This is a genomic window from Enterococcus sp. AZ170 (assembly GCF_050545135.1).
In the GTDB taxonomy this organism is placed as follows: domain Bacteria; phylum Bacillota; class Bacilli; order Lactobacillales; family Enterococcaceae; genus Enterococcus_L; species Enterococcus_L ureilyticus.
In genome coordinates this window covers 1,328,071-1,351,710 of the sequence record NZ_CP172947.1, presented here as the reverse complement: position 1 = coordinate 1,351,710, position 23,640 = coordinate 1,328,071, and the positions used below count along the sequence as shown (strand labels likewise).

The 23,640-nt window shown below is 37.1% G+C and carries 22 protein-coding genes and 1 pseudogene; 1 reads left to right on the top strand and 22 read right to left on the bottom strand.

All coding sequences use genetic code 11. The features are described 5' to 3' along the window. Positions 1 to 82 precede the first annotated feature (82 nt). From IGJ55_RS06495 to IGJ55_RS06430, 14 genes and pseudogenes are all read right to left on the bottom strand, one after another. Positions 83 to 337, bottom strand: coding sequence for a CsbD family protein (locus IGJ55_RS06495; RefSeq protein ID WP_069638619.1), 255 nt, complete (start codon positions 335 to 337; stop codon positions 83 to 85). An 88-nt stretch (positions 338 to 425) separates the two neighbouring features. Then, on the bottom strand, positions 426 to 1,034 hold the full coding sequence (locus tag IGJ55_RS06490; protein WP_430607789.1) for an alpha/beta hydrolase: 609 nt from the start codon (positions 1,032 to 1,034) through the stop codon (positions 426 to 428). Positions 1,035 to 1,270: 236 nt separating this feature from the next. After that, positions 1,271 to 1,381: pseudogene (locus IGJ55_RS06485) on the bottom strand (fructokinase); the annotation flags it as partial. 40 nt (positions 1,382 to 1,421) lie between these two features. Next, the gene (locus IGJ55_RS06480; RefSeq protein ID WP_430607787.1) at positions 1,422 to 2,477 is read right to left on the bottom strand and encodes an aldose epimerase family protein; all 1,056 of its coding nucleotides are present in this window, start codon (positions 2,475 to 2,477) and stop codon (positions 1,422 to 1,424) included. 178 nt (positions 2,478 to 2,655) lie between these two features. After that, positions 2,656 to 2,925: a type B 50S ribosomal protein L31 gene (locus IGJ55_RS06475; RefSeq protein WP_025870994.1), complete on the bottom strand. Its 270-nt coding sequence runs from the start codon at positions 2,923 to 2,925 to the stop codon at positions 2,656 to 2,658. 98 nt (positions 2,926 to 3,023) lie between these two features. After that, positions 3,024 to 4,316, bottom strand: a complete 1,293-nt coding sequence (rho, locus tag IGJ55_RS06470; RefSeq protein WP_069638621.1) for a transcription termination factor Rho — start codon at positions 4,314 to 4,316, stop codon at positions 3,024 to 3,026. Next, positions 4,313 to 5,593, bottom strand: a complete 1,281-nt coding sequence (locus IGJ55_RS06465) for a UDP-N-acetylglucosamine 1-carboxyvinyltransferase (protein WP_430607785.1) — start codon at positions 5,591 to 5,593, stop codon at positions 4,313 to 4,315. Before IGJ55_RS06465 ends, rho begins: the two co-directional genes overlap by 4 nt. 288 nt (positions 5,594 to 5,881) lie before the next feature. Then, a complete protein-coding gene (locus tag IGJ55_RS06460) occupies positions 5,882 to 6,748 on the bottom strand; it encodes a class II fructose-bisphosphate aldolase (RefSeq protein WP_010760933.1) in 867 nt (288 codons plus the stop codon). Positions 6,749 to 6,963: 215 nt separating this feature from the next. Beyond that, positions 6,964 to 7,149, bottom strand: coding sequence for a hypothetical protein (locus IGJ55_RS06455; RefSeq protein WP_430607783.1), 186 nt, complete (start codon positions 7,147 to 7,149; stop codon positions 6,964 to 6,966). A gap of 58 nt (positions 7,150 to 7,207) precedes the next feature. Beyond that, positions 7,208 to 7,417 (bottom strand): hypothetical protein, encoded by a 210-nt coding sequence (locus IGJ55_RS06450; RefSeq protein WP_430607781.1) that lies wholly within the window; start codon positions 7,415 to 7,417, stop codon positions 7,208 to 7,210. Further along, positions 7,414 to 8,190: a MurR/RpiR family transcriptional regulator gene (locus IGJ55_RS06445; protein ID WP_207121861.1), complete on the bottom strand. Its 777-nt coding sequence runs from the start codon at positions 8,188 to 8,190 to the stop codon at positions 7,414 to 7,416. The genes IGJ55_RS06450 and IGJ55_RS06445 overlap by 4 nt, the downstream gene beginning before the upstream one ends. Positions 8,191 to 8,317: 127 nt before the next feature. Continuing rightward, positions 8,318 to 9,649: a 6-phospho-alpha-glucosidase gene (locus tag IGJ55_RS06440; RefSeq protein ID WP_430607779.1), complete on the bottom strand. Its 1,332-nt coding sequence runs from the start codon at positions 9,647 to 9,649 to the stop codon at positions 8,318 to 8,320. A 22-nt stretch (positions 9,650 to 9,671) separates the two neighbouring features. Beyond that, positions 9,672 to 11,285: an alpha-glucoside-specific PTS transporter subunit IIBC gene (locus IGJ55_RS06435; RefSeq protein ID WP_430607777.1), complete on the bottom strand. Its 1,614-nt coding sequence runs from the start codon at positions 11,283 to 11,285 to the stop codon at positions 9,672 to 9,674. A gap of 219 nt (positions 11,286 to 11,504) precedes the next feature. After that, positions 11,505 to 12,440, bottom strand: coding sequence for a YitT family protein (locus IGJ55_RS06430; RefSeq protein WP_207121864.1), 936 nt, complete (start codon positions 12,438 to 12,440; stop codon positions 11,505 to 11,507). Positions 12,441 to 12,708: 268 nt separating this feature from the next. On the opposite strand from IGJ55_RS06430, the gene IGJ55_RS06425 reads away from it, so the two are divergent. Further along, positions 12,709 to 13,203 (top strand): YajQ family cyclic di-GMP-binding protein, encoded by a 495-nt coding sequence (locus IGJ55_RS06425; RefSeq protein WP_069638627.1) that lies wholly within the window; start codon positions 12,709 to 12,711, stop codon positions 13,201 to 13,203. Between the two features lie 47 nt (positions 13,204 to 13,250). Here the strand turns inward: IGJ55_RS06425 and IGJ55_RS06420 are convergent, their stop codons facing one another. From IGJ55_RS06420 to asnS, 8 genes are all read right to left on the bottom strand, one after another. Continuing rightward, positions 13,251 to 14,216, bottom strand: coding sequence for an asparaginase (locus IGJ55_RS06420; RefSeq protein ID WP_069638628.1), 966 nt, complete (start codon positions 14,214 to 14,216; stop codon positions 13,251 to 13,253). Positions 14,217 to 14,397: 181 nt separating this feature from the next. Then, positions 14,398 to 16,755, bottom strand: coding sequence for an ATP-dependent DNA helicase (locus IGJ55_RS06415; protein ID WP_429950820.1), 2,358 nt, complete (start codon positions 16,753 to 16,755; stop codon positions 14,398 to 14,400). A 149-nt stretch (positions 16,756 to 16,904) separates the two neighbouring features. Continuing rightward, entirely contained in the window at positions 16,905 to 18,062 is a 1,158-nt protein-coding gene (argJ, locus tag IGJ55_RS06410) for a bifunctional glutamate N-acetyltransferase/amino-acid acetyltransferase ArgJ (protein WP_430607773.1), read from the bottom strand. Positions 18,063 to 18,416: 354 nt separating this feature from the next. Continuing rightward, positions 18,417 to 19,097: a Bax inhibitor-1/YccA family protein gene (locus IGJ55_RS06405; protein ID WP_069638631.1), complete on the bottom strand. Its 681-nt coding sequence runs from the start codon at positions 19,095 to 19,097 to the stop codon at positions 18,417 to 18,419. Then, complete coding sequence (locus IGJ55_RS06400) at positions 19,090 to 19,572, bottom strand: MaoC family dehydratase (protein ID WP_069638632.1); 483 nt, start codon at positions 19,570 to 19,572, stop codon at positions 19,090 to 19,092. The genes IGJ55_RS06405 and IGJ55_RS06400 overlap by 8 nt, the downstream gene beginning before the upstream one ends. Positions 19,573 to 19,706: 134 nt before the next feature. Then, positions 19,707 to 21,044 carry a UDP-N-acetylmuramate--L-alanine ligase gene (gene murC / locus IGJ55_RS06395; protein WP_207120790.1) on the bottom strand — a complete coding sequence of 446 codons (1,338 nt, stop codon included), beginning with the start codon at positions 21,042 to 21,044 and terminating at the stop codon, positions 19,707 to 19,709. Between the two features lie 217 nt (positions 21,045 to 21,261). Further along, entirely contained in the window at positions 21,262 to 22,161 is a 900-nt protein-coding gene (locus tag IGJ55_RS06390; RefSeq protein WP_069638634.1) for a hypothetical protein, read from the bottom strand. Positions 22,162 to 22,341: 180 nt separating this feature from the next. Beyond that, the gene (gene asnS / locus IGJ55_RS06385) at positions 22,342 to 23,640 is read right to left on the bottom strand and encodes an asparagine--tRNA ligase (RefSeq protein WP_069638828.1); all 1,299 of its coding nucleotides are present in this window, start codon (positions 23,638 to 23,640) and stop codon (positions 22,342 to 22,344) included.

The window sequence follows — 23,640 nt, the reverse complement described above, 5'->3', positions numbered from 1 at the left end:
CATCTATTTCTCAATAAAAAAAGAGGAGCGAGATAGAATTCTACCTCACTCCTCTATAAATTTCAATCGACAAAATCGATTATTATTTATCGTCGTGTTTATGGAATTTTTCTTTGATATCTTCAAAGCCTTCTTTGATTTTGTCGCCTAATTTTTCAGCGCCATCTTTCATATCATCACCGGCATCGCGAGCTTTATCTTTTACATCGCCAAAAGCTGATTGTGCTTTACCTTCAATTTCTTTACCTTTATCGTCTGTTACTTTACCTTGAACTTCTTTAGCTGTTCCTTCAACTTTGTCTTTTGCATCATTTACGCGTCCATTTAAATCTGCCATGTGAAAATCCCCCCTAGTTAATTTATATTACATAACTAGCATAGCATCATTTTTAACTTGCTACAAACGATTCGCTTTGTTTTTATAACTATACTGTTTCGCGCTCACTTAACCACCGTTTTGCCTGATTGATTTCATCCATTGTTATTTGATGCCCTGCATTTGTTGAAGCAATAGTAACAGCCGCCTGTCTCTTTTCCAATTGTTGGACCAATTGGTCTGACGCTACTTTAGGCACGATAGGATCATTTTCACCCACTGATAACCAGATTTTTTTATCGGATAACTTAAATTTCTGCATATCTACCCCTAAAGACATTGGGTGAAATAAAATAGCCTGCTTAACAGCAAAGTGACGTTCTAATAAAATATGTGCCGCGATATTCGCTCCGTTTGAATAACCAACAATGGTCCATTCTTCTAACGATATACCTTTTTCTTTACTGACAAACCTAATTTCTTGAATGAGTTTATCACTTTCTTCTTCTAAGCTGATCAAGTCAAATTGATTCAAGCCATTCCTCTTAAAAAAACGGTTCATTCCAGACTCTTGAACAGTTCCACGAAAAGAAAGCAATGTAGCCTCTTCATCTAAGAAACGAGCAATATCTAGTAACGACGTTTCATCGCCACCAGTTCCATGAAGTAATAATAAATTTTTCCCGTGAAGACTCCCTTTATCAAATATGTACTGCATGTTTAACTCATCTCCCTACATTATGCTTAAAGGCAAATTAATTACCACTAATAAACTTACTTTTAGTAAGCTTAAAAATCAGTTTAACACGTTCGATTGTATTTGTCACTTTGTCAGCACTTTTTGAAGCGTTTTTTGGTAAGTGTTTTAGCTTACTCTGAACAATTTTCCAATGAAAATGAAGCAAGTAGTTAGCACTAAATTTCGTTTTATTCTCATGATATTTTCAAAACGCAGGTTGTTGCAGGAAAACGAATTTTTTCAATAATTTTGAGTTGATCATTGCCGACACCGCAAACAAATTTTGTACCGCATGCTTCAATACTGCCTAAAAATTTTTTCGTTATTTTTTACCACTTCTAAACATATTTTTTTCATCAAGGAGGTTCAGTTATCATCTGTTACATTGATTTTATAAATTGTCCGACTTTGGTAGGGTGTTTCTGGGTATAAGATAATAGTACCAAACTCTTCAAATTCACAGGCTCCAGGACTGACTTGGGTTTCCAAAGTAAGAGCGCCATGATGACACATTTTTTCCCCTCGAACTTCTGGTCCTTCATCACCAAACTGGGCAGTAAAAATCACAACTGCTGGACGATCCGTATACATCTCTATTGAAAGATCCTTTTCTGGAGCACTAATGATCGCTTGGGACTTATCAAAACCTGACTGATTCAAGATAAACGGATGATCTAATCCATTTACTAAACGATTTTGTTCATAATTCGTCTGAAACACTTGTATCATCTTTTTAGGTCTTCTAAAATCAAAAGGTGTATTTACCACAGTACGTAGTTCACCTGTAACAGTAGTATCCTCGGCTACTACTGCAAACTTATCAGCATCAACAAACACTTCATGTTCGTCAACAGCTTGCGATGGTTTGCCTGTCAAATTGAAATACACATGATTTGTTGGATTGTACAATGTGGGTTGATTGGTAGATGCTTGATAATCTATGATCCATTCATTTTCGTTTGTTAACGAATAGGTTACACTAGCTTTTAATTCTCCTGGAAAACCATTTTCTCCTGCTGGGCTTAGATAGGAAAATAAGACAGAAACTCGTTCACTCGTTTGCTCTGTTGCAGCGCTCCATAATTTTGTCTCAAAACTTTCTAAGCCACCATGTAGCGTATGACCACTTTTGGGATCAACAGGCAATTGATAATTTTGCTGATCGATTGAAAATGTACCATGCTTAATTCTACCTGCAACACGACCGATCGTTGCGCCAAAATACTTATCTTTCTCCATATATTCTTCCGCAGAATCAAAGCCTAAAACAATATTTCGTTTTTTTCCATTAACAGGTACGATCAAATCAACAATTCTTGCACCTAAATCAGTCACATTCATCGTAATTCCTGAATCATTCGTAAGCGAATATAAAAGAGCTGTTTCGCCAAATTTTCTTTTGCTAACTTTCAAGTACCCCATTCCCTTCTAATCTCTCAACTAAAACTATTTTATCATTTCTTAATTCATTTTAATCTTCATTTTATATTTTAAACTACTTTTGTTTGATTTTACAATAATTCTATCAAGTTACACTTGAAGAAAAAAAATAAGACCTCGCTCATAAATGAGTGGGGTCTTATAACCATTGCTGTTTGAATTAAGCTTCTGGATTGGCGTTGGCATCTTTGATACCATACTTTTTGTTGAAACGATCCACACGTCCGTCTGCTTGTGTAAATTTTTGACGTCCAGTGTAAAATGGATGAGAGTCAGATGTAACTTCGACACGGATTACAGGGTAAGTGTTTCCGTCTTCCCATTCAACTGTTTCATCAGAGTGCTTAGTAGAACCTGATAAAAATTTAAAACCAGTTGTTGAGTCCATAAAAATAACTGGGTGATATTCTGGATGGATATCTTGTTTCATAGTCTTTTCGCTCCTTTGCCCTGATCCATTTGCTGCATCAGAGTTTATTTGTCGGTATACAACAGTACTATAATAGCATGATTCGTTTATCGATGCAATTATCTTTTAATATTTTTTTTCGCTTGTCTGCCAAAAGAGACATCGTGGAATTCCTCGAAGAATTTCTGATTGTTTTTCGTTTTACGTAAAAATTTAACGAATTGCTCCGTGTATTCTAAAGAATCGCCTGTCATATGATTACGCAGCTTCCATATTTCCTCTAACTGCTCGCTTGACATTAACAAGTCTTCTTTACGTGTTCCAGATTTCTTGATATCAATGGCTGGGAAAATACGTCGATCAGCTAAATCACGAGATAAGTGCAGTTCCATATTTCCAGTTCCTTTGAATTCTTCAAAGATAACATCATCCATGCGACTACCAGTATCCACTAAAGCTGTAGCAAGAATCGTCAAACTACCGCCTTCTTCAATATTTCGAGCAGCACCAAAAAATCGCTTAGGTTTATAAAAAGCTGCTGGGTCGATCCCGCCACTCAATGTACGACCGCTAGCTGGAATCACTAAGTTATACGCACGAGCTAAACGTGTAATACTATCCATCAAGATAACCACATCTCGTTTGTCTTCAACTAAGCGCATCGCTCGTTCTAATACTAATTCGGAAACGCGAGTATGATTTTGCGGTTGTTGATCGAATGTTGAAGAAACAACGTCCCCTTTAACACTACGCTCTAAATCAGTCACTTCTTCTGGTCGTTCATCGATCAATAATAAAATTAATTCTACCTCTGGATAATTTTCTGAGATACCGTTGGCAATTTCTTTTAGCACACTAGTCTTACCAGCTTTTGGCGGTGCAACAATCAGGCCACGTTGACCAAATCCAACAGGCGAAAAGATATCAATCATACGTGTCGATAATCTACCAGAAGTTGTTTCTAGTTTGATTTGTTTTTCGGGGTAAAGCGGTGTTAAGGCTGGGAAATGCGGACGTTCTTTAGCTTCTTCTGGGTCTTTCCCATTGACACTTTCAACATGCATCAAGCCATAATAACGTTCTGATTCTTTTGGAGGACGTGCTTTTCCAGCAACTTTGTCACCATTGCGTAAACCAAATCGGCGAATTTGTGAAGATGAGATATAAATATCTTCTGCACTTGGTCCATAATTGATTGGACGCAAAAAACCATAGCCATCTTGAGATACAATATCTAAAATTCCTTCCATGAAGAAAAATCCTTGTTTCTCAGCTTGCGCTCGAATAACTGCCAGAGATAACTCTTTTTTATTCATTTGACTATAATATGGGATCTTGAATTCTTTCGCATAAGAATAAATATCTTTTAACGTACTATTTTCAAGTTCCGCCATCGTTAAATAGTCACTCATTTAGCCACCTCGATTTCTTCTTCTGTTTCGATCATTTGGATATCAGCACCCAGTGCTGTTAATTTTTCAATAATATGGTCATAACCACGTAAAATATATTCGACATTATGAATCGTTGTAGTCCCTGTAGCCATCAAGCCCGCTATCACTAAACAAGCACCAGCTCGAAGGTCTGAGGCAACAACTTCTGCCCCATGTAATTGTGCAGGACCATTGATCACGATCATATTGCCTTCGATCGATGCATCTGCCCCCATGCGTACTAGCTCCGGAATATGCTTTGTCCGTTGTGCATAGATACTATCAATAACTTCACCCGTTCCTTTAGCCTTTAACATCAATGGCGTGATCGGTTGTTGTAGGTCTGTTGCAAAACCTGGATATGGATAGGTTTTAACTGTCGTCATTTTTAAATCATGAGAAGGATGGACTTCGATCATATCTTCTTCGATCGTCATCTTAACGCCCATTTCTTGTAATTTTGCAATAAAGCTTTCTAGATGTTCGTAAATTACGTTACGAACTTTTACCCCTTCACCCATTGCAGCCGCTAAAGCTAAATAAGTCCCTGCTTCGATACGATCAGGAATGATTGAATGACGGCAGCCGTGTAATGTTTCAACGCCCTCGATTCTAATAATATCTGTTCCAGCACCTTTGATATTTGCCCCCATATTGTTCAATAATGTAGCCACATCGATGATTTCAGGTTCACGAGCAGCATTCTCAATAATGGTTTTTCCTTCGGCTTTCACAGCAGCTAACATCACATTGATCGTCGCGCCAATCGAAACCATATCCATAAAGATTCTCGTTCCATGCAGTCCACCATTGGTTCTTAAATACATCGCACCATGCTCGTTGGTCACATCAGCGCCCAGTGCTTCAAAGCCTTTGATGTGTAAATCGATCGGACGAGGTCCTAAATAACAGCCACCAGGTAACCCAACAACCCCTTCACCAAACTTTCCTAATAATGACCCCATAAAGTAATAGGAAGCACGCAAACTATTGATTTTGCCTTTAGGCATTGGAACAGACACAATTTCTGTTGGATCGATGACTAAGGTATTATCTGTAAAGGTTGTTTTAGCACCCATGATTTCTAAAATTTCAATTAATGAATGAACATCTTGAATATCAGGTACACCATCTAACGTTACTGGTGAATCAGCTAAGATAGCTGCGGGAATCAATGCCACTGCACTGTTTTTTGCGCCGCTGATACATACTTCTCCGGTTAATGGACGATTGCCATTGATTACGATTTTTTTCATTTATATTCTCACCTATCTATGTAAAACAAATAGTTTTATTTTTTTGTAATATACCCAAACTATTCTAACACATTCAGGGACAATAAAAAAGCCAACAGCCATTCGCTTTTGATTGTTTTTCATCAATTGTTTGTTTTTCTATCATTTTCACATAAAATCTAGAGAAACTGGATAGATAAATCGGCAGGCTAGAGACAATTTTTAAATTGGACATTCATTTTTTCGTCAAAAAAACTGAAACAACAGTTTATCCGTTGTTCCAGTTTTTATAACTAGTATAGAAATTAATTATGCTTTGTTAGCAGAACCGAACCATTCGATACGTTGTTCTACTAATTCAGTCACAGCTTTTGTTCCTGGTGCTAATAATTTACGAGGGTCAAAGCCTTTACCTTCAAGATCTTTGCCTTCTTCGATGTATTTGCGCGTTGCTGCAGCAAATACTTCTTGACACTCAGTATTCACGTTGATTTTAGAAACGCCCATAGAGATTGCTTTTTGAACTTGCTCTAAAGGAATACCTGATCCACCGTGTAATACTAATGGAATGTCACCAACAGCGTCAGCGATTTCTTGTAAGTGGTCAAATGCTAATCCAGTCCAGTTGTCTGGGTATGAACCGTGGATGTTACCGATTCCGCATGCTAGGTAATCAATACCTGTAGCAACCATTTGTACACATTCTTGTACGTCAGCTAATTCGCCAGAACCGATGATTCCGTCTTCTTCTCCGCCGATTGAACCCACTTCACATTCTACAGAAACGCCTTTAGCGTGTGCTTTGGCAACAACATCTTTTGCTTTTTCGATGTTTTCTTCGAATGGTAAGTGTGAACCATCAAACATAACTGAAGTGTAGCCGATTTCGATACATTCTAATGCATCTTCATATTCACCGTGGTCTAAGTGAAGAGCTACTGGTACAGTAATGCCCATTGAATCGATTAAGTCTTTTACTAAATCGTAACATACTTGGTAACCGCCCATGTATTTAGCAGCACCCATAGAAGTTTGGATCAAAACTGGCGCTTTTTTAGCTTCTGCAGCTTCAAGAATCGCTTTTGTCCATTCTAGGTTGTTTGTGTTGAATCCTCCGACACCGTAGCCGCCTTTGCGTGCTGCTTTAAGAAATTCTGTTCCTGATACTAATGGCATAATAAAATTCCTCCTAAGTTTTAAAAAAACTTTATTTGTTAAGGATATCCTTAACCAACAGTTATATTTTAGCAGACTTTTTAGTACTTTTCTACTAAAATTGCCTTTTTCAGAAAATTTTTGTCCAGACTTTCACATAACTAAAGACACTACTCGCTTTTTGTCTAAAAATCGAGTACCCCAACCAATGAATTCTGGCGTCAGTTCGTCAAAGATTATAATGAAATACGAATCAACAAGACGATCACTGTGACACATCCGACAAATGTCATGACACCATATACTATCCATTGTTCAGATTTTGGCAAAATAAGCTCGTCTTTGGTCGGTAGCAAGCTACGATAGACTAAAATACACAAGATGATTCCAATGATATTTAATGAGAAAAGTTGTTGAATCATACTAAATTTCAAAAAATTACCAAGTAATGAAGCACGGTAGTCGCTAGAATCAATCAGTTTATACAACGCGAATAATTGAAAAAATAAATAACAAGACGATGATCGTCGTCAATGTCAAACTTGGAATTGTTGCAAAAATGATACTAACCGTTGTCTGTTGAACCGCCGCTAAAGTAAACAGATAGACCACGTATAAACACGGTACGAGCAACCAATAACCAAATAATAGGCGTTTCATTTTAATAGGTTCTAACAACAGTCTAGTCATCTGCTTTCCTCCTCATAACTTTTGTTTAAATACGTAACATATTTTCTGAAAATCAAATCCACCAACACACTTAGTCCAACTAAAGATTGGGCAATATGATTTTTTCCAGAAACAGCAAAAGGCGTTGAATAATAAAAATAAGCGTATTGTGCATGTTCTGCAAAAAAATTATGTGAAAATGCTGTGATTGCAGCAACAGGTATTTTTCTAGCATTCAAAGAAAGAATATTCTCTTTGATGTCATCTGTTTCTCCACTTAAAGAAACAAATAAAACAAGATCTTCTTTTGTGATCATCGACATACTGATATCTAGTTCGGTTTTTACAGGAATTACAATTGATCGTTTATCACAGATCATCAACATTTTTGACAGCTCTTCAACCACTTTACGCTGTGAATAGCCTGTAGCATAGCAATAGACTGTATTGGCATTTTGAAGCGCTTGACTAAATGAGGTGAAATCTGTCTGTTGAGCTAATTTGACTGTGTTTTCAATATCTTTCGCTTGTATACCAACTAGATCAGCGCTAATAGTCCCAATTTCAGCTTTTTGAGATTGTCGCATAAAATATTTAAATTCTGAATAACCAGAAAAACCCAGTTTTTTGGTTAAGCGTAAAATGGATGATTTGGAACTATGAACTTTTTTGCCCAGCTCAACAATACTCAACTGGAAAATTTCCTGCTCATTTTCTAAAATGTAGCCTAAGATTGCCCAATCCATTTCACTGAGATTCTTTTGATGTTTTTGCATTAACGATTCTAGATTCATCTTCACCCTTCTTACCTCACTTATTTTTCCTCATTATAATGGATAACGTCCAAAACGGAAACTAGGTAGATATATAAGGGAATAGGCAGGAGAAAATAGTATCTACCTATATCTCCTGCCTCAGTGATTAACGCAGCTCAGGCCAAAATTCTTTGTTTACTTCTATTAAATCATCTAAAATTTCTTGGGCAATACGAGCATTGGGAACAATGCGTGATAAGGTCAATGCCTGCCATAATTTTTGATACGAACCTTCCGTCCAAGCCTCAACAACCAACTTTTCAACAGCAACTTGTTGTTCCATCAAGCCTTTTTGAAAACGAGAAATTTTTCCTTGTACAATCGGTTCTGGCCCATTACTTCCCACAATACATGGCACTTCCACCATCGCAGTTTCTTCAAAGTTTACAACTGCTCCTTGGTTTTCAACGATCAATAACATTCTTTCATGAGTATTATAGGCAATTGCTCTGGCAAGATCGACTATATAAGAAGCATGTTCATCTACTTCTAACGTTGTTCCTTGTGCTGTACCAGCCTTTGTGATCCGATTACATTCACCAAACACATGTTTTTCACGTCCAGCCATTACTTCATTTGCCCGCGTATATTCTGGATTTGCATGAGCTACTTCATCTTGCGGATAAAAATAATATTTCAAATACGTATTTGGTAATGTCGTTGGATCGACCGCATATACTTCTTTCGCTTTGGCAAACGTGTGCATCCAACTAGCGTCCATATGCTGTGATTCTTCGATTTCTTCTTTTAATGAATAGCCATACTCTTTTACATGTGCTTTGATTTTCGGCATTAAATCATTGCCTTCTTGATCACGAATATCTGTCCACCAGCCAAAATGATTCAAGCCATAGTAACGTACGACCATCTCTTTTCTAGAGCTTAGCCCGACAGCTTTAGCCATCCGTTCTTCGATCCCCACTGGCATATCACAAATATTGATGATCTTCGATTCTGGGCGTAATTTTCTAGTTGCTTCGGCTACGATTGCCGCTGGATTAGAGTAATTTAACATCCAAGCTTCTGGTGAGTATTTTTCCATATAATCAATCAATTCTAAAACACCGCCGATTGAACGCATACCGTAAGCAATGCCTCCTGGTCCACATGTTTCTTGACCAATCACCCCGTATTTTAAAGGGATTTTTTCATCTTTTTCCCGCATCGCATATAAACCGACGCGAATGTGAGCCATAACAAAATCAATATCTGTAAAGGCCGTTTTAGGGTCTGTTGTTGCTAAAAATTCAATATCGGGGGCTTGTTCTTTAATAATGATTTCGCAAGCATCTGCAATTTGCTTTTGTCTTTGTGGATCATTATCATAAAATTTGATTTGTCGAATTGGAAATTTCTCTAAGTTGTCCAGTAACATTAATACGATTCCGGGAGTAAATGTACTTCCTCCACCTGCAATTACGATTGAAAATTTTTTCATTTTTTGTCCAGCTCCTTTAGCTTTATTCATTTACTTGATTGTCATTTCCTAATGCTAATAAATTCTCAAATTGCTCTCTCACTTGAGGGACATCTAAGCCGACGATTACTTGAAAGGCTGTCCCATTTCTAACAACACCGTGTGCACCACCTTCTTTAAAGGCACTATCTGGGGCAACGATTCCTTCCTCTTTCACCGTAATTCTCAAACGAGTCGCACAATTATTGACCTTTTCGATGTTATCACTACCACCAAAAGCTTCTAAATAGACCGCTGCTTGCTCTGTATACTGATTCGCTCCAGCAATCGCTACATCTCCTATAGTTCCAGCTTTTTTTGCCTCCTTATACTCTTTTTTACTATACAATTTAACTTCTTGGTCTTCTTCTCTTCCAGGTGTTGCAAAGTTAAACTTCAAAATCAATGCACGAAAAACGACGAAATAGATCAGTGTGAAGGATAGACCAATAATCAATTGCGTGAAAATCATTCCTTTATGATTTGCAAATAGTGGAATCCAGTTTTTCGCCAATAAATCGATGAAGCCACCACCCATATCCCCTACGACACCAAAGAAATACATCGTCGCAGCCATCGTTGCTGCTAACACAGCATGTAATACAAATAGCGGTGGTGCAACAAATAAAAACGTAAATTCCAACGGTTCCGTAATGCCAGCTAAAACAGCCGTTAAAGTTACAGGAATCAAAATTGCTAAGACCTTTTTCCGCTTATCGGGTTTTGCAGTAAAATAAAATGCCGCTGCAATACCCGGTGAAGCAAAGATCTTTGAATTCCCGTGTAAAGCAAAACCGCCTTGTGGGAATAATTGTTTGATTGGCGTCGTTGTCTGCGCATATTCATTTAAGTGTGCCATCCAGTATTTAGTGATACCATTTTCAACAACTGCCGGACCAAAGACAAACGGTGTGTAAATAAAATGATGTAATCCTGTAGGAATCAAAATTCTTTCTAAGAACGTATACAACCAAACACCAAATGTTCCAGCACTTGCTAAGAAAGTCTGCATCGAACCAATCCCCATTTGAATTTTCGGCCAAATCAGACAAATTAGAAAAGCGATTGGTAACATAGCGAAGAAACCTAAAATCGCAATCAAAGATGATCCCTGAAAGATTCCTAAAAAATCTGGCAATTTAGTATCAAAGTAACGATTATGCAGCCAAACCACAATTGCTGAAATAAAAATAGCACCGATAATACCAGTATCCAGCGTTTTGATCCCCGCAATCATCTTCATTCCACTATCGCCCCCGAGTTCTTGGGCAAAATCAACCCCAAAGAACACACCGAAATATTCCAACATACTGCTGATAAAATAATTGCAAGTCAGATAAATCACAAAAGCTTCCATGGCTGCTCGAGCATTGGCCTTTTTAGCTAATCCAATCGGTAAACCAATCACAAACAGCAACTCCATCTGATTAAAAACAGTCCAAGCCCCACTTTCCAAAACAGACCAGACACCATACCAAACGCTTCCTTCATTGGCAATACTTCCAACGATCATTGGATTTTTAAATATAATAGCGAGCGCTACCATAATTCCTGAAAACGAGAATAACAAGACCGGGGTAAACATTGCTCCTCCAAACCGCTGCACTTTCTCCATCACTAGTGAAACACCCTCCTTCTATTTGCTTGTTTTACAAATTAGTTATACCACCGTATGAATACGCTATCAATACTTCAAAGAAGTTCTGGGAAGTCAGTTGTTTGATAGAGAAAAAGTGTCAATGTTTGGGAAATTTACCACATCAATCCTTGACACGCTAAAAAAGTTCATCAAAAATCTGCTTTCAATCAGATTTTTGATGAACTTGAAAGAGTAACGCTATTTCTGTTTTGTTTTATGTTTCTTCATTTCTGGGAAACTTCCAGTACTTTTAAAAATCCGCTGTTCATCTTCATTTGCAAATCGTCCTAGTACAGAATGCGTAGGAATAATATTCATAAACGCATTCTCATCTACTTCATAAACGATTTGTTCCAAATCATACAACTCATAACGCGTAATCACCATCATGATCATCCGTCCTTCAACACCAGAATAACCACCCATCGATGGGAGCAACGTCATCCCTCGAATCATCTGTTTTGAAATGGCTTGTGTCACAACTTCTGGTTGAACGGTTACGATCATCGCGGTGATTTTTTGATGGCTAGTATGGATTGTATCGACTACTTGGGTCATACAATAAATCGAAATAATCGTATACAATGCACTTTCCCAATCAAAAACAAAACCAGCAATTGCCACAATGATTCCGTTGAGCATAAACATATAATTACCAACTGTTTTCCCCGTTGTCTTTGATAGCACCAATGAAATAACATCCATACCGCCAGTTGTAAACCCCATTTTCAAGGACAAACCAGCCCCGATTCCAATCAATACACCACCAGCAATCGCATTCATCAATGGATTCGTCGTTACAACTTCAATTGGGATCAAAATCGTTGTTAAAGAAACCCAGGCAACATTCAAAAAACTATAAATCGTTGACTCTTTACCTAATTTTAAGAATCCTAAAAGAAAAATTGGAATATTCAATAATAAAATAAATAATCCTGTGTCGATTGTAATACCAAGATGTGTATACAATAATGTTGCAATAATTTGCGCGACTCCATTCATTCCCGCCGAAAAAACTTTAGCAGGGATCAAAAAAAAGTTCAAGCTGATCGCTACTAAAATACCGGTAACAAAAATAACTGCAAACTTTTTTACTGTCTCACTTTGTTTATATGTGATGACCCATTTACTCATCTAGAACCTCCCCATCCTTTATGAAACTGCTCACCCATAGAGCAGTATCTTTATTTCTTAAGAAAAATCCCTCGAATCAGGATAACAGGTTGCTCAAAAAAAGAAAAGAAAAAAAGTAGAAAATGAGGATTATTTTATTCTCTTATTTTAATTAGACACTGGCTTTTCACACCTTTTGTTACTCCAGCTCTCAAAAAAAGATTTAGACTTGTTTCTTCTCTATTTAATGGTACTATAAAAGTAAGAAATAATGAGAGGAGCTTTTCAAATGGCCGCAAAAGAAGCAAGTTTTGATGTAACATCTGAAATAAATATGGAAGAAGTCAAAAACTCGATCCAAATCGCACTGAAAGAAATCAAGAATCGATTTGATTTCAAAGGGTCGATTGCAGATATAAAGTTAGAAAACAATAAACTAGTCGTCATGGCTGAAGATGATTATAAAGTCGAACAAGTGAAAGATGTTTTATTTAGCAAATTAGTGAAACGCGCAGTACCCATTAAAAATATTCACTTCTCAACAAGTGAAAAAGCGCTTGGTGGCGCTGCCCGTCAATATGGTGAGTTGATTAGTGGCATCGATAAAGAGAATGCCAAAAAAATCAACGTGGCAATCAAAAATTCTGGCATCAAAGTGAAATCTCAAATTCAAGAAGACCAAATCAGAGTGACAGGAAAAAGCCGTGATGATTTGCAAAAAGTGATTGCCTTACTTCGTAATTTAGAATTACCTGTAGAGTTACAATTTACTAATTTCCGTTAAAAAAAATGTATAACTAGCTACTATTTTTTAGCTAGTTATACATTTTTTTATTCACTTAAAAACTCAGATAATTCCTGTCTATTTTTATTACTATTTAGACCAACAATCAAGCGAATTCGAGCTTTTGGCCCATTTAATCCTCTAGAAAAGATAATACCCATTTTCTTCAAATTAACACCACCGCCATCATAATCATAAATGTCTTCAGCAATACCATTAGAACAACGAGAAACTAAGACGATCGGAATATTTCTAGCTAAAAGTCTTTCCAAGGCAGGTAATGTTTCAGGAGGGAGATTACCTGCCCCTAAAGCTTCTATTACGATGCCATCGGTTTGATCGTTGTTCACTAAATCAAACAAGCTGCCATCCATTCCAGCATATGCTTTAATCACATAGACTTCACCAGTGACGCTTTGGATATCACAGACTGATTGCCGACGCACTTCACTGGCGAAAAAAGTTCGTTCCTTCGCAATCATCCCGATGGGGCCGAATGTTGGAGTTCGAAAAGTGGCTACATTTGTTGTATGTGTTTTTGTTACATAACGGGCCGTATGGATTTCATCATTCATTACAACAAGGACCCCTTTATCAAAAGACTCATCTGAACAAGCCGTCCAAACAGCGCTGATAAAATTATATAATCCATCTGTACCAATTTCATTACTGGAACGCATCGCACCTGTTAAGACGATCGGCATTTTATTTTCTAGTGTACTATCTAAAAAATAAGCTGTCTCTTCTAAAGTATCTGTACCATGCGTAATGACTACTCCATCGATCGCTTCAGTATACGCCTTTTGAATCCGTTGCTTTAACTCCAACATTCGTTCTAAGGTCATCTGTGGTGAAGGAATATTGAAAATTGGTTCTACAATCAGGTTTACTTTTCCTGCTAATAATTCTTCTTGGTCTAGCAATGGATTCATGGAATTAGTGGTTACATTTCCATCTGCTTCTTTTGACATTGAAATCGTGCCGCCTGTATGTAATACAAGGATATTTTTCATCTTTCGTCTCCTTATGCTTCGTTAGTTTAGAGGTATTGTAAGCTTTTTCTCAAAAAAGAGCCGATAAACTAAACCTCGGCTGCTTTTATTGCTATACTTTCTTAAAAATAAATACTACTTTCATCAGTCAGTACTTATGTTAGTATACCAGTAAGTGATTGTTTTTCCCATTCTCACTCGATCAGTCTAATGACCAAAATTGTTGCAAGAGTTGTTTTGTCTGTTCTGAAGAATTGGAAGTCTGAACCTGATGCCAATGAGGTGGGAAAAAGCGTTGGACAGCATTTGTTTGAAAACGTTGATCCAACAATAGAACTACACCGCGATCATCTGTATCCCTAATGACTCTGCCAGCAGCCTGCAACACTTTATTCATCCCAGGAATTTGATAAGCAAATTGAAAGCCTTGATTTTTTTCTTGATCATAATAGCCCTTGATTAATTCTTGTTCATGGTTGATCTGAGGTAACCCAACACCCACAATTGCTGTACCAATCAAACGACTCCCTTTTAAATCGATCCCTTCTGAAAAAATACCTCCTAAGACACAAAAACCAAGTAGAGTTTCTGCTGGTTCTGCCACAAAATCGGCTAAAAAGGCCTCCCGCTCCACTTCCGTCATCATGCTTGCTTGAATCTTGGTCTTCACATAAGGATTTTTTTGTCGGAAGAGTTCATAAATGATATCCATATAAGAATAGGAAGGGAAAAATACAAAATAATTTCCTTCTTTTTGCTGGATCATATTCGTCAGACTGTCAACAATTTTCCCATAGCTATGCGCACGTTCTCTGTAAGTCGTTTGGATGTAGCTTTCAACTACTAACAATTGATTTTCTTTTGGAAAAGGACTAGGAATACGATACCGAAGACTGTCCTTCCCTCCACCTAAAACTTCTTGATAATAATCCAACGGCGTTAAACTTGCAGAAAATAAAATACTAGACTTTCCTTTGTCTAGTTTTTGCTGTAATAAGTAGCTAGGATCAATACAAAACTGCTTGACCATGATCTCATGATTCTGGCAATTGACATAGGTACAATAATGGTCATCATACCCTTCACTGATCTTCGTATAATTCAGCAAATCAAAATAAACAGAGAGCATTTGATTGATTTCGGTATGATCTTGATTTTCAGGTAACCACTCCTTGATCGTTTCAGCAAGCGAATAGGCTACTTTGACTAGACTATCGATTGGTGCTTGCTGCTGTATAAAGTCTTTCCCTTCCTCCTTACAGACTTGTTTTATCTTATCAAATTCGTTTTCGATTTTTTTCAGTGCTCGAATCACTTTTATTTGTCTTTTTTCAAGTGTGTTTTTTAAAGTAGAAAACATACTCTTAGACAATACAGCTGAATACATTTCCCGTGAACGATTGACTAGATTATGGACTTCATCTACTAAAAACAAGTTTTCTTTCTCTTCTGCCTGCTCTTCAAAAAAGCGCCTTAGGTAAACAACAGGATCAAATAAATAATTGTAATCACAAATCACTAAATCACACCATAAGCTAACATCCAAAGAAAGTTCAAATGGACACAGTGTGTGCTTACGAGCATAGCGTTCAATAACATCACGAGTAAACTGATCTTCATGATTTAGTAAATCCCACAATCCCTCATTCAAACGATCATAATAACCATTAGCAAATGGACAGGCTTCTGGAATACAATTTCTTTCTGTTAAAAAACAAATTTTATCTTTTGCTGTTACTGTCACACTTTTTAACCGCATTTCCTTTTGCTTCATCGCTTCCACAGCATCTTCTGCAACTTGACGTGTAATTGTTTTAGCCGTTAGATAAAATGCTCTTTCCGCTTGCTCTTCACCGATTGCTTTTAAAGTCGGAAACAAGGTCGATATCGTCTTGCCTGTTCCAGTTGGTGCTTCAACAAACAGTTTTTGGTCGCTTAAGATTGTTTTGTACACAGCAACTGCAAGTTCTCTTTGGCCAGATCGATAATCTCCGTATGGAAAAGGCAACTGCTGTAAAGAATGATTACGTGTCATACGCCAATTCGCTTTAAAAATCAGCCACTGCTCATATTTTTGTGTCAGATCTTCAAAAAAAGTATTCAATTCTTCTTTAGTAAATTCTTTTGTTTGCCTAGTGATTTCTTCTGTCGTTGTTTGATAATAAGTTAATTGTAAAGTAATCACTTCTAAGTCTTCTTGTTGGCAATAGATATGTCCGTAACACATCACTTGATACCAATACATCTCCACTTGTTCTTTCAACAATTCCGAAAAGGCTGGTTCCGATGTCTTGATTTCATCGATCACGGTTCGTTTTTGTTCATCCAGAAAAATGCCATCAGCTCGGCCTTCAATTATGTATGTTTGTTGATTTAATTCTATGTTGATCGCAAGTTTGATTTCCTTTTGATAGTTCTCGCCAGCAGATTTTTGCAGTTTCCGATGGATTTTGGCTCCTTCTAATGCCGTATGCTCACTTGTGTGTCTAGCATCAATACTGCCTTTACGTAAAATAAATTCCACTAATCTGCGAACTGCGATTCTTTGCGTATTTAGCATAGTTCTCCCCACCTATCATCTCCTTATTATAGAACATACATTCGTAAAATAAAAGGGAAAGAATAAGACAAGTTTCGTTTTATCTGCAAGAAAAACGAAAAAATCAGATTGGCTATCTCTCATCACAATCTGATCTTTTTGCGGTTGCTTCAAGTCGAATAATCGCTATTTATTTTAACATAATCATAACTTAAATCACAGCCGATCACTTGAAAACTTTCGGTTCCTTGATGGAGATCGATCGTTAAATAAATCTCATCATTTTGTTCAATATAGGTTGTGATATTGTTACTATTTTGTTGCTCCTCCTTATTATTTGAAAAAATCGGATACTTGCCATAATAGATTTCTACTTTATTTTGGTCAAATAGCAATCCTTCTGTTTTACCAAGAGCCATTGCAATTCGTCCCCAATTAGGATCATTGCCAAACAATGCTGTTTTTACTAATGGCGAATTAATGATCGACTTTCCTGCATTTTTTGCTTGTTCTTGACTTTGCGCATTTTTCACAGTGACAAACATTGTCTTAGTAGCCCCTTCAGCGTCTTTTACAACGGCTAACGCTAATTCCTTACTGATCTGATTTAAGCCAGCTTGTAGCGCTGTTTGTTCAACATCATAATGTCCGCTGGCCAAAAATGCTACGGTATCACTAGTACTTGTATCAGAATCAATACTGATCGTATTAAAAGATTGATCGGCAGCCGCCTTCAGCATCGGATAGATCACCTCTTTGTCCACCTTAGCATCTGTCAAAATATACGCTAGCATTGTTGCCATGTTTGGCTCGATCATACCTGAGCCTTTAACGATCCCTAAAATTGTCGCATCACCGACTTTTAAGCTATGAACCTTGATCCGTTGATCCGTTGTTAAAATAGCGTGAGCAAAATTTTCGTAGTTTTGCTCCAATTCAAGCACTTCTTGCGTCAAAAATTCTTCAATCCGTTTAATCGGCAATTGAGGACCGATCACGCCTGTGGACGAAGGTAAAATATTTTCTTGATCGATGGTTAATTTTTCTGCTAGTTTCTCCATGATTTTATATTCATTTGCTCTACCTGTCTTGCCGGTTGCAACATTCGCAATACCGCTGGTCACTACGACCGCTTGTAATTTTCCATCTTTTACATTCTCTTTCCCGATTGGAATACATTCGCCGCAAAATGTATTCTTTGTAAAAACGGCGGCAGCATGACAAAGTTCATCGGCTACAATCAATCCAAAATCTTTTCTTTTTTTCTTAATCCCGACATGCGTCCCATAAAACTTAAACCCTTTTGGTATTTTTTCATACTTTTCCATTTTTTACACCATCCCGTATCATAATCAGCTATATTTTTCTAATTTTATAAAAGTATAAATCAAAGGGCTAAGATAGTCAATGTATTTTATGCCAAAATTAACCATAAAAATGTATTTTAATACAATATAAAACCGAAATTAGTGGTAATTTTGAATATAAAAACAAAAAAAGAGGATGAGACATAACTCTATGAGTTACATCTCATCCTCAAGGAATCCCAATAAACAGTGGGAGCAGAAGCAACTCCTTCGGAAATAAACTGAAATTCACGAAAATTTGAAAAACAATTTTCGTGAATTCCTTCTTATTTCTCGGAGTTAAACTCTTCTGTCCCAACCTCATTCATCCGTATTTTAATTATTTTTACCGAAAATACGTAAAAATGCTAAGAATAGGTTGATGAAATCAAGATAAAGTTGTAAAGCGAAAAATACAGCTAAGCCAGTTCCAGCTTGACCAGCAGTTTCATTATACACTTGACGAATTCTTTGATTGTCATAAGCTGTAATTCCAGCGAAAATCAACACCATCAAAATTGAAATGAAAAAAGAAACGGCGCTGCTACGTAAGAAGAAGAAATTGATAACCATTGCAATGATAATTCCGATCAAGGCACTATAAGCCGCATGTCCCATTGCTGATAGATCTTTCTTCGTAAACATTCCAACTAATGACATTGCGCCAAATGTTGCAGCAGCACTAACAAAAGCGCTAACCACTGTTGCTTGAGCGTACATTAGTAACGTCGCAGAGATTGTTATCCCGTTTAATACCGAATAAACTAAGAAACCGCTAATCGCTAAACTCGGATTTTTTTGTGCTCTAACGCCCAAAAATAACACTAAGCCAATTTGAAGGAGCCATAATCCTATAAATAAAGGTGTGGACTTCAAAAGTGTGACTAAAACAATTGGATAAACGGTCAAAATCAGATACGATACTAATGCGCTGACCCCGATTCCCATTGCTAAAAATGCATATATTTTTGAATAAAATTTATTCAAGCCGACATTTGCTACTGCTCCGTTATTCATTTATATCTCCTTCTTTCTCTTCTAAATCCTCTATTGTCACTTGAGGGGGTTGAACCATTACGACCGCATCAAGTACTCGATCTTCTTCTTCATTGACGACCTCGATCGAAATCGTTACAACGTCTTTCATCTTATCAACCTTGATCACTTCAAACTGGAATGTCAACGTTTCATAATGAAAAACAGGTTCCACAAAGTTGACTGAAAAATTGACCACATGAGAGCCTGGTCCTGGTAAATGTTTTGAAATTGCACTAGTAATGATTCCCATCAGCATGATCGATGGTACGATTGGTTTGCCATATTCTGTTTTTTGGGCATAATCATGTTGGATATATAAGGGATTGGCATCGTTTGTTAAGCCCAAATAAAGAAGTAACTCTTTATCTTCGATCGATTCGGTTAAAGATAGCGAATCGCCTTCCTCAATATCTTCGATGGTTTTGCCTAATTTTCTCGGTTTTCCGATATTCAAATTAGTACACCTCCACTAATGATAAGATAATTGTACCAAAATGACGACAAAAGGCAAGTTAAAAAGAAAGAGTCAGTAGAATCACCCTATGATTCTCCTACTGACTCTTGGAAGTTCAAGCTAAAGGCTCTCTATTATAAAACACTTCTCGTTGTATTACTCAATAATGTTTCATAAGCTTGTTCAAATTTCTGAACATCTCCTGCTCCCATAAAGACCATTACAGCATTTTCATGGTCCAAAAGTGGTGATACATTCTCTTCTTTGATCACTTGTCCGCCTTTTTGGATTTTGTTTCCTAAATCCTCGATTTTGACATCTCCTTGTTGCTCTCTAGCCGAACCAAAAATATCACAAAGATAAACGGCATCCGCTAAATCCAGGGCCTCCGCAAACTCATCCATCAATGCGATCGTCCGAGTAAATGTGTGCGGTTGAAAGACTGCGATGATTTCTTTTTCTGGGTATTTTTGACGTGCTCCATCGATTGTAGCTATAATCTCTGTTGGGTGATGGGCATAATCATCCACGATGATCATATCAGAAACCTTTTTCTCAGTAAAACGACGTTTTACCCCTTCAAAAGTTAACATTTCCTCAGCCACTTTATTCATATCTAGCTTTTCAAAGTAGGCAACAGCAATCACTCCTAAAGCATTCATGATATTGTGCTGACCGAAAGCCGGTAATACAAAGTGCCCAATCAATTGTTCTTTATGGTAAACGTCAAAAGAAGAACCTTGAGTTGTTCGCTCAATATTTCTAGCTTGGATATCATCTTCGTTTGTTAAGCCGTAGTAATAAATCGGAATATCCGTTTCCAACTTGCGTAAATATTTATCGTCACCATAAGCAAAAATTGCTTTTTTAACTTGTTTTGCCATTATTTGAAAGGCAGAAAACACATCTTCAATGCTCTTAAAATAATCAGGATGATCAAAGTCGATATTCGTCATGATTGCATAATCTGGAGAATAGGCTAGAAAATGACGACGATACTCACACGCTTCAAAAGCAAAAAATTCAGCGTTTGGATCGCCATGTCCAGTTCCATCTCCAATTAAATAGCTAGTTGGTGCAATACCAGTCAATACATGGGATAGTAACCCTGTCGTACTTGTCTTCCCATGAGAACCCGTAACGGCAACGCTTGTGTATGGCTGAATGAAACGCCCAATAAAATCATGATAACGAATAATTTCAGCACCTAATTCTTTGGCACGACTTAATTCTTCGTGTGTATCAGGAAATGCATTTCCTGCGATAACAACCATATCTTTTGTAATATTATCCGCATTGAACGGCAAAATCGAAATACCAGCTTTTTCTAAATCACGTTGTGTGAAAAAATACTCGTCAACATCTGATCCTTGCACATGGTACCCTTTTTCAAATAACACAAGTGCCAATGAACTCATTCCTGAACCTTTGATCCCAACAAAATGATGTAATTTATTTTCTTGATTGCTCATTCTAATCCTCTTCTCTTAATATCTATATAAAACGTAGGTTTTTTAAACACTTCTCAAACGTATGCAACCCATTATCGTATAAATTTATGAAATAATCAACTAAAAAATGATCCGTTTATTGCTTGCTCTGTTCAAATTATCTCTCAAAAAAGCACCTATAAAGCTGACAGTAAAAAGCTGAGACAAAACCAACTTTCGTTTTGTCTCAGATAGTGATTTAATTAAAATACTTGCTATTTTCCATCTCCATACTTGAATCTTCAATAATACCACTCAATGATTTATCCAATATGCCCCGTTTTTTTTCATGCTCTGCTTCAGCTACTTTTTGTCCGTATGCTGTTTGACTTTTCGCCTTTTCTTTCGCTGTCTTTAGTTCTTTACGAGAGCGGGGTAATGTATGGCTAATATCGCCTTCTTTGCCAAAGCGTTCCATATCAGGTTTGATTTGTTGATATTGACGTCTTGTGACTGGAATTTCTGGTGATCCTTTTGGGATATTAAATTTTTGAACAGTTGGATCTTCATTGCCTTTTACTTGGAACGCTGCTGGCTCCTCATCAAAAAGTAAATAAGAACTTTGATCTTTTTTCATCGCATCAGTTAATTCCTGCTCTGTTACTACAGGTGTCTGCTCTTCTGGAATCACAGAAGCTGGAATGTATTTCGGCACAAAATAAGAGCGCGTATCGTACGTAAAATCTTTTGAAAATGCCGCTTTATTTTTTTTAGGCGTTTGCTGTGAGCCAAAACCATATGAACTTCTCTTTGGCATCGAACCAAATAAATTCGGCTTTTGCGTTTTTGTGGTTGTTTTATTATGGGTCATCATATAGTTAGGTAGATTAGATTTATGTCGAGCTAGCTCTGCTACTTGTTCTTGACTATGTGAGACATGTTGTTTGTTTGTTTGTGTTGGTTGTTTTGGCATCACTGGCTGCACTGTTACTGGATCGATTACAGGCGCATTTTTTTGTGTTTGCGTTGTTGTTTTAGTAAGCATTGGTTCTTCTTGAAACAATGTACGTTTATTTTCAGAAACTAATTTCACGCCTAAGTCATCATCATAAGCTGGAAAACGAAAATGTTTTCTTTTGATTTGTGTTGGGTTTTCCATTCAAGTCATTCCTTTATTCTACTTTCTGTCAATTCTACCATAAAAAAGGGGAATTCTAAACAATTTACCTTACTTTTTCTAGATTCTTATCTCTAATTTGATCTAGTGAAACATTTTTCTAAAAAAATTAGCCGAAGAAAGAAAATATAACGCTTCTTTCATCGACTAACGATAACAGTTTTATGGATAAATACGGTTTAACAAACGTGGAAATGGGCTTGCTTCACGTACATGTTCGATTCCTGCCAACCAAGTGACCGTACGTTCTAAGCCTAAACCAAATCCTGAATGCGGTACTGAACCATAACGACGTAAATCTAAATACCAAGAATATTCTTTTTCATCTAGATTGTGCTTACGAATTTGTTCTAATAAGTAATCATGATCGATCGCTCTTTCAGAACCACCTATAATTTCTCCGTAACCCTCAGGTGCAATCATATCCGCGCAAATCACGACATCATCCCGAGTTGGGTGTGGTTTCATATAAAAAGCTTTGATTGCTTTTGGATAGTTTAAAATAAAGACTGGACGGTCAAATGAATTTGCGATAAATGTTTCGTGTGGTGAGCCAAAATCATCGCCCCACTCAATATCGTCAAAACCATTTTTCTTCAATAACTCAACTGCTTCATCATAAGAAATACGTGGAAATGGTAATTGTGTATATTTCTTCAAGACTTCTCTATCACGTTCCAACACATCTAAAGCCTGGTCACAATTGTCCAATACACTTTGCACTAAGAAAGCAACGTATTGTTCTTGCACTTCTAAACTTTCTTCTTGATGCATAAAAGCCATTTCTGGTTCGATCATCCAGAACTCGATCAAGTGACGACGCGTTTTTGATTTTTCCGCTCTAAACGTTGGGCCAAATGAAAACACTTTACCAAAAGCTAAGGCTGCTGCTTCCATATATAGTTGTCCACTTTGAGATAAATATGCTTTTTGATCAAAATAGTTTGTTTCAAATAAATCAGTTGTTCCTTCGGCTGTACTTGCAGTTAGGATCGGCGGATCGATTTTAACAAAATTATTGTTGTTAAAAAACTCGTATGTTGCACGAATAATTTCGTTACGGATTTGCATGATTGCATGTTGTCTCGAAGAACGCAACCATAAATGACGATGATCCATCAAAAAGTCTGTTCCGTGTTCTTTTGGTGTAATTGGGTAATCATGGCTTTCACCGATCACTTCAATACCTGTTACACCGATCTCATAACCGAATTTTGAACGGCTGTCTTCTCTGATTTCACCTGTGATCCAAACTGAAGTCTCTTGAGTTAGTCCTTTTGCCAGTTGAAACACTTCTTCTGGTACTTCGCTTTTGACAACGATTCCTTGAAAATAAGCTGTTCCATCACGTAATTGTAGAAAAGCAATTTTTCCACTTGAACGCTTATTCGCAATCCAAGCACCTATTTTTACTGTTTCTCCCACATGATTCTTTGAATCGATAATTTGAATTTGTTCCAC

Excerpts from the sequence above, each read along its gene's own strand:
- IGJ55_RS06495 (WP_069638619.1), bottom strand. The coding sequence starts at position 337 with ATGGCAGATTTAAATGGACGCGTAAATGATGCAAAAGACAAAGTTGAA.
- IGJ55_RS06490 (WP_430607789.1), bottom strand. The coding sequence starts at position 1,034 with ATGCAGTACATATTTGATAAAGGGAGTCTTCACGGGAAAAATTTATTA.
- IGJ55_RS06480 (WP_430607787.1), bottom strand. The coding sequence starts at position 2,477 with ATGGGGTACTTGAAAGTTAGCAAAAGAAAATTTGGCGAAACAGCTCTT.
- IGJ55_RS06475 (WP_025870994.1), bottom strand. The coding sequence starts at position 2,925 with ATGAAACAAGATATCCATCCAGAATATCACCCAGTTATTTTTATGGAC.
- rho (WP_069638621.1), bottom strand. The coding sequence starts at position 4,316 with ATGAGTGACTATTTAACGATGGCGGAACTTGAAAATAGTACGTTAAAA.
- IGJ55_RS06465 (WP_430607785.1), bottom strand. The coding sequence starts at position 5,593 with ATGAAAAAAATCGTAATCAATGGCAATCGTCCATTAACCGGAGAAGTA.
- IGJ55_RS06460 (WP_010760933.1), bottom strand. The coding sequence starts at position 6,748 with ATGCCATTAGTATCAGGAACAGAATTTCTTAAAGCAGCACGCAAAGGC.
- IGJ55_RS06455 (WP_430607783.1), bottom strand. The coding sequence starts at position 7,149 with ATGATTCAACAACTTTTCTCATTAAATATCATTGGAATCATCTTGTGT.
- IGJ55_RS06450 (WP_430607781.1), bottom strand. The coding sequence starts at position 7,417 with ATGACTAGACTGTTGTTAGAACCTATTAAAATGAAACGCCTATTATTT.
- IGJ55_RS06445 (WP_207121861.1), bottom strand. The coding sequence starts at position 8,190 with ATGAATCTAGAATCGTTAATGCAAAAACATCAAAAGAATCTCAGTGAA.
- IGJ55_RS06440 (WP_430607779.1), bottom strand. The coding sequence starts at position 9,649 with ATGAAAAAATTTTCAATCGTAATTGCAGGTGGAGGAAGTACATTTACT.
- IGJ55_RS06430 (WP_207121864.1), bottom strand. The coding sequence starts at position 12,440 with ATGAGTAAATGGGTCATCACATATAAACAAAGTGAGACAGTAAAAAAG.
- IGJ55_RS06425 (WP_069638627.1), top strand. The coding sequence starts at position 12,709 with ATGGCCGCAAAAGAAGCAAGTTTTGATGTAACATCTGAAATAAATATG.
- IGJ55_RS06420 (WP_069638628.1), bottom strand. The coding sequence starts at position 14,216 with ATGAAAAATATCCTTGTATTACATACAGGCGGCACGATTTCAATGTCA.
- IGJ55_RS06415 (WP_429950820.1), bottom strand. The coding sequence starts at position 16,755 with ATGCTAAATACGCAAAGAATCGCAGTTCGCAGATTAGTGGAATTTATT.
- argJ (WP_430607773.1), bottom strand. The coding sequence starts at position 18,062 with ATGGAAAAGTATGAAAAAATACCAAAAGGGTTTAAGTTTTATGGGACG.
- IGJ55_RS06405 (WP_069638631.1), bottom strand. The coding sequence starts at position 19,097 with ATGAATAACGGAGCAGTAGCAAATGTCGGCTTGAATAAATTTTATTCA.
- murC (WP_207120790.1), bottom strand. The coding sequence starts at position 21,044 with ATGAGCAATCAAGAAAATAAATTACATCATTTTGTTGGGATCAAAGGT.
- IGJ55_RS06390 (WP_069638634.1), bottom strand. The coding sequence starts at position 22,161 with ATGGAAAACCCAACACAAATCAAAAGAAAACATTTTCGTTTTCCAGCT.